The sequence below is a fragment of the Psychrobacter sp. genome (assembly GCF_018260395.1).
In the GTDB taxonomy this organism is placed as follows: Bacteria; Pseudomonadota; Gammaproteobacteria; order Pseudomonadales; family Moraxellaceae; genus Psychrobacter.
On the sequence record NZ_JAGLBC010000145.1, the window covers coordinates 1 to 5,776 of the forward strand.

2 protein-coding genes are annotated in these 5,776 nt (G+C 40.0%); both read right to left on the bottom strand.

Annotated elements, in window-relative coordinates; all coding sequences use genetic code 11:
- Nucleotides 1-62 precede the first annotated feature (62 nt).
- A complete protein-coding gene (locus QZ265_RS09455; RefSeq protein WP_296405613.1) occupies nucleotides 63-971 on the bottom strand; it encodes a hypothetical protein in 909 nt (302 codons plus the stop codon).
- A 246-nt stretch (nucleotides 972-1,217) separates the two neighbouring features.
- Nucleotides 1,218-5,501, bottom strand: a complete 4,284-nt coding sequence (gene hrpA / locus QZ265_RS09460) for an ATP-dependent RNA helicase HrpA (RefSeq protein ID WP_296405615.1) — start codon at nucleotides 5,499-5,501, stop codon at nucleotides 1,218-1,220.
- Nucleotides 5,502-5,776 lie beyond the last annotated feature (275 nt).

The following is a 5,776-nucleotide window of genomic DNA, read 5'->3' on the forward strand; positions in this document are numbered from 1 at the left end:
AGTTAATAAGCGGATGCTAATTAAGTAAGTCACCCTACAGTCAAGTCATAAAGCTTCATTAACTAGCGATGTTTTATGAATCTGTTCGGTGACTTCTGCCAATGACAAAGCGCTGCCTCTAACTGTTGATAGCTGACCTCTAAATAATTTGCTAAACCTATGGCATGCTCGTCTAACTGCTCATTACTTAACATCCCAAATAGCAACCTTGCCCCTCGTTTAGGACCACTGGCCTCAGCAATATAGCAACTGTTTGGCTCAACATCGGCTAAGCGCATTTTGCCAAGTAGGCATAAAAACTCAAAGGTTGATAACCTACCGAAACGATACACATTTTGACGAATGAGATCATATCGTGTTTTGAAATAATCAGTTCTGTCTACTGACTTATCTTTTAATCCAAACGCAGCCTCATGTCCGCCCTGCTCATGTATAAATCCAATATAACTTGTGAATACCATTGGCAAATGCTTTAGAGATTCATAAGCTCTATGATGACCAAACTTAGGCTTAGGATGACTTTCTGCCAATGCAGTTACTAACTCATCTAATCGGTCACTTAATAAATGAGGTGCATCGTTTACTACCTCCCATGTCAAAGCTGTCTTTAAGCCCAAACCCTCAGCGCCATATAGCTTTCGCATAAATGCCCAATCCGACTCGTCACTATCATCGGTATATATCAACAAAAAGCTTAACCAACATGCTTCATCATAATGTTTATCTTTTAAAAAAATTATGGCTTTTATAGGATTAAAGCACTCTGATTTTGGATCGGATACCTCTTGATGTATATCACTTTTGAAAAGGTTTTCGACTCTTTCGTCTTCTTTAACCCTGTCTAATAACTGAAGCGCTAGTATTTCATAGGTTATAGTATAGCAATCTATTGCAATATTATTTGACTGTAGATAACTATATATGTCCTTAGCAATCTTAATTGACAGATTATCTTTATCTGAAGTTATCATATTATTTAATTCTCATTTTCTTAAAACTTTAATCTTTCAATTGGACTGTAATCTTAATCTTACCTATCAACTATTTTGTAGTTTTAAAAAATGACTTTGATTAAACTTAGTCGTTAAGACCTATAAATTAGAACTACAAACTTTAAGGGATAAACACGGGTTGATTTAAGCGAATAAAAAAAACGAGCTAAATATATAAGCTCGCTTTTGTTGTTTCTCTTAGGTTAATTATTTAATTAATTTATTCTATCTACGCGCGTTAACATTTTCCCACATCGTATTTAGACGCTTTTGAGAAACTGCTTGACGGGTTTTCATAGGCTGAGCAAACAGCTGAATGCGAAACTCCTCTACTAGCCAGCGATACTCACTGATGCTCTCATCATCGGCACGTCCGGCCAAACGCTCCATATGAGTATCAAGCTCATATACAGCGTCCAAATCGCCATCTAAGTTATGCTCTAGGCGTTCGATACGCACCTCAAGAGCTTCTAAATAACGCGGATACTGTTGCCAATGCTCATAATCCATACGATAAACAAAGTCTGATAAATGCATATCATCGAGTTGATCTTCAATATCATCAATAGACTCGCCAAATACTTCACGATCTAACATCAATAAACTACGACGTATACGTTGCCAACGTGCATAAACGTCTTTAAGAAGCTTAAGAACGGTTTGCCCCTCTAATAAAAACTGTCCTAGCACTGCCTCACTTGTCTTCGCAAACTCAGAATCATCAAGTGGCAGTTGAGCAGCTAAACGTTCTGCTATCTTATCAGCATTATCGGGCAGTTCCTCTAGATGATCACTATATTTAGGAGCATGTACTTCTAAGACGGCATCTAAAGTAGCATCGACTACGATAGTTTTTAGCTTATCCATATCGCCTAAAGGTGCAAACGCTAATTTAAAGGTCTTGTCAATCTGACTGGTTAACTGTTTTTGTTTGGCTCCAAGCTTAGATCGAATGAGAGTAAGCACGCCTTTACGATGCGCTTTTAAGGCTGCGGTAACATCAGTAAACTGATGAATGGTAACCGCATCACCCGCTACGTCAGCTACCAGTGCAGAAAACTCCTTCATGACAATACCGGCACTATGACGGTTTTTACTGAATTTATAATGTTCAGGAAATTGGGTGTGTACCCCTTGGGTGTCACTATTAGTTGATAAAGCTTGGCTTGTCTTATTAGCATGTCGCTGTTGTAGTGCTTTTAGATCACGACCTTTTTCAATAATACGTTTCTTATCGTCAACCACACAAATTTGTGGCTGCAAATAACGGTCAATTGAAGCAGGATTAAAATCTTGAGGTTTTACACCAATAATGCTGCGGCGCTGTAAAGCTTGGCACAACTGATTTAATAGGCCTGCTTGATGATTCTCTTGCAACTCGTCAAACAAGTCGTCCGCAGTATTAGGTATAGGCACAATTTTACGACGTATGTCTTTAGGTAAGGATTTTAAAAGCTGTAATACCAATTCATATCGCCATCCTGGGACACCCCACAATAATTCAATGGCATCCAATTGTGGCAAGGCGGCAAGCGGTACTCGGATAGTCACACCATCATCTTCAGAAGCAGGATCAAACACATACTTGAGTGGTAACTTCAGGTCACCTAACTGCCAAACTTCGGGGAACTCACCAGTAGTTGGCGCTGTCTCCTTTAAAACATCCTCATCAGTAAAGAATAGACATTTAGGGTCTTCTTTTTCAACCTCAGCACGCCAGTCTTCAAATGCTTTACGGCTGGCAATATGGCTAGGTATTTTACGCTCATAAAATTGATATAGATCTTCTTCATCAACCAATAAATCTCGACGACGTAGTTTCTCTTCAATCCGCTCTACGTCAGCAATCTTATCCATATTATGTTGTAAAAAAGGCGCTTGACGACCTAAATTACCAGTAACTAGACCATCACGGATAAAGATTTCTCGTGACTCCTCTAAGTTAATTTGCTCATAATTGGTCAACTGTTTAGCAACCACTATTAGGCCAAACAAACTGATTTGGGCATAAGCACGTACACGGCCTGTTTTCTTAGACCAATGTGGTTCAAAATAATGATACTTAAGCAAATTACCTGCGGCTGAAATAATCCACTCAGGTTCAATTTTTGCCACCGTGCGTAGGAATACTTGTGACGTTTCGACAATTTCAAACGCCATTACCCAAGCAGGGACTTGTTTAAATACGGTACTTGCAGGGAAAATTTTGGCTTTTTGCTGACGGGCAGCTAGATACTCTCCACGCTGATCCGTCTTATGGGCAATAACGGATAACAGTCCAGTTAGCAACGCTCTATGCAAGTTGGCATATTTAACCACTCGTTGTTCTTGGTTAATATCAACACTGTCTAAATTGGTCTTATCGACAATTAAATCACTGGCAACACTCTGAGCCATTTTAATCGGCTGATTATCATTTCCCTTATGCTTGCCTTTTGAATATTTTTGATTATTGATATTGTTGGAATTATTGCCTAACTTCTTATCTGAACCATAATCAGAAAGAAGCTTTAAGTCAGTAACCATTTGCTCAAGTTGACGATAGGTTTTCTCCCACTCACGCAACCGAGGGAAACTCAAATAATTTTTTTTAGCAAAGGATTTACGCTGGCTGTTACTTAATTTATTGTTGCCACCACTATATAAAGCGTTCCATAAACTTAAATAAAACAAGAAGTCAGAATCTTCTTGACGAAAAATAGCATGTTTCTGATCCGCTTGAGCCCTTTTTTCAGCTGGACGCTCACGAGGGTCTTGTACGGCTAAAGCGGCAACAATAATCAACATCTCAAGCATACAATCAAATTCATTACCAGCTACCAGCATTCGAGCCAGCCTTGGGTCAATTGGCATGCGGGCCATTTTTTGACCAATATGAGTTAGTTTAACTTCGTTTAAAGTTTGCTTTGCTACTGGTTTTTGGCTGTCAGGATTCTTTAGTTCAATTGCTCCCAATTCATCCAAAAGCTTACGGCCATCTTTAATTAAGCGACTATCTGGGGGCTCAATAAAATCAAAATTTTCAACAGTACCCAAGCGCAAGCTAGCCATTTGTAAAATAACTGACGCCAAGTTGGTTCGCAGGATTTCAGGCTCTGTAAACTCTGGACGACTCTCAAAGTCCTCCTCACTATACAGACGAACGCATACACCTGGTGCCACACGTCCACAACGACCTTTACGCTGGTTTGCAGCAGCTTGAGAAATGGCCTCAATGGGCAAACGCTGAACTCGTGAACGGTATGAATAACGAGAGATACGTGCAAAACCCAAGTCAATTACATAGCGGATACCAGGCACCGTTAATGCGGTTTCAGCAACGTTAGTTGCGATAACAATACGTCTGCCACGTCCTGAAGGTTGAAAAATTCTTTGCTGTTCTGCATAGGTTTGACGCGCGAACAGAGGCAACACTTCAGTATGACGCGGTCCATGGGCAATCAATACCTCTTGCATTTCTCTAATTTCAGCCTCAGTTGCTGCAAAAATTAGAATATCAGCATGCTCAGGATGACCCTTAGCATTGGCATCTTCAAAACATTCTTCTACGGCTGCTACAACTGCGCGTGGTAGATTGTCTTCGAAGTCATCATAACTATCGTCATCAGAGCTTGTAACTGGGGTATCAGTTAATGGACGATAGCGAACTTCAACTGGATAGCCGCGACCTTCTACATTGATAACAGGCGCAGGTATGCTACGCTTTTTCACCTTATCGTACTGCGAAAAATACTCACTAAAACGCTTGGTATCCAATGTGGCTGAAGTAATAATGACTTTTAGTTCAGGACGTTTTGGCAGTAGCTGCTTTAGGTAGCCCATTATAAAGTCAATATTAAGGCTACGTTCGTGCGCCTCATCGATAATAATTGTGTCGTAACGGCTTAAAAAGCGATCATGACCCAGTTCGGCAAGTAAGATACCATCAGTCATTAATTTAACGACAGATTTTGCTGTACCTTGCTCGTTAAAGCGTATCTTAAAACTAACCGTGTTACCTAATTGCTCACCCAACTCTTCTGCAATTCGGTTTGCAACACTTCTGGCGGCCAATCGTCTTGGCTGAGTATGCCCTATTTGACCGGTAATACCTCGGCCTGCCATCATGGCAAGTTTCGGTAGTTGGGTTGTTTTACCAGAGCCAGTCTCACCCGCCACGATTATCACTTGATGATCATGAATCGCTTGAATGATATCTTCCGCTCGCTTACTAACTGGTAATTCTGCATTGAGTCTTTGCACTAAATCAGACGGTATACTATTAATACGTTCTTGTACCGCTTGCTGTGAGCGTGCCTTTATTTTATCAAAGCTGGCTTGTTTTTCAGCCAATGCTTTAAGGTTAGGACTCTTTGTAGGACGACTTAACTCGCGTTGCAAACGCTCTAAGAAGTAACGGTCTTTGGCGAGTACTGGCAACTTTTCAAGATGCTCAGCGGTTTGTAATTCATTATTTGCAGTGATAGCAATCTTAGATTCGCTATGAATGTCATTACTGTCTTTAGTCATATATTTTTGGCTTTATTAGCTTATTTGGGGAAAGCGACTCAAAGGCTAATACAACAGCCATAGGTTCTAAATCACTTTTATTATAATTGAGAGTATTTGGTTTTCTAAGCAGTTAACCAGATAGGGCTACTAATACTAGCTTAGGCTATTTTACAAATGATATTTTTAAGTTTATGAGGGTCATTTAATTATTCTTCAAGTTAAGGTTATGCGATTGAAATCGAGCCCATCCCGAATTCTGTGTAACTGCAATTTAGATTAAATGCTTACTCACA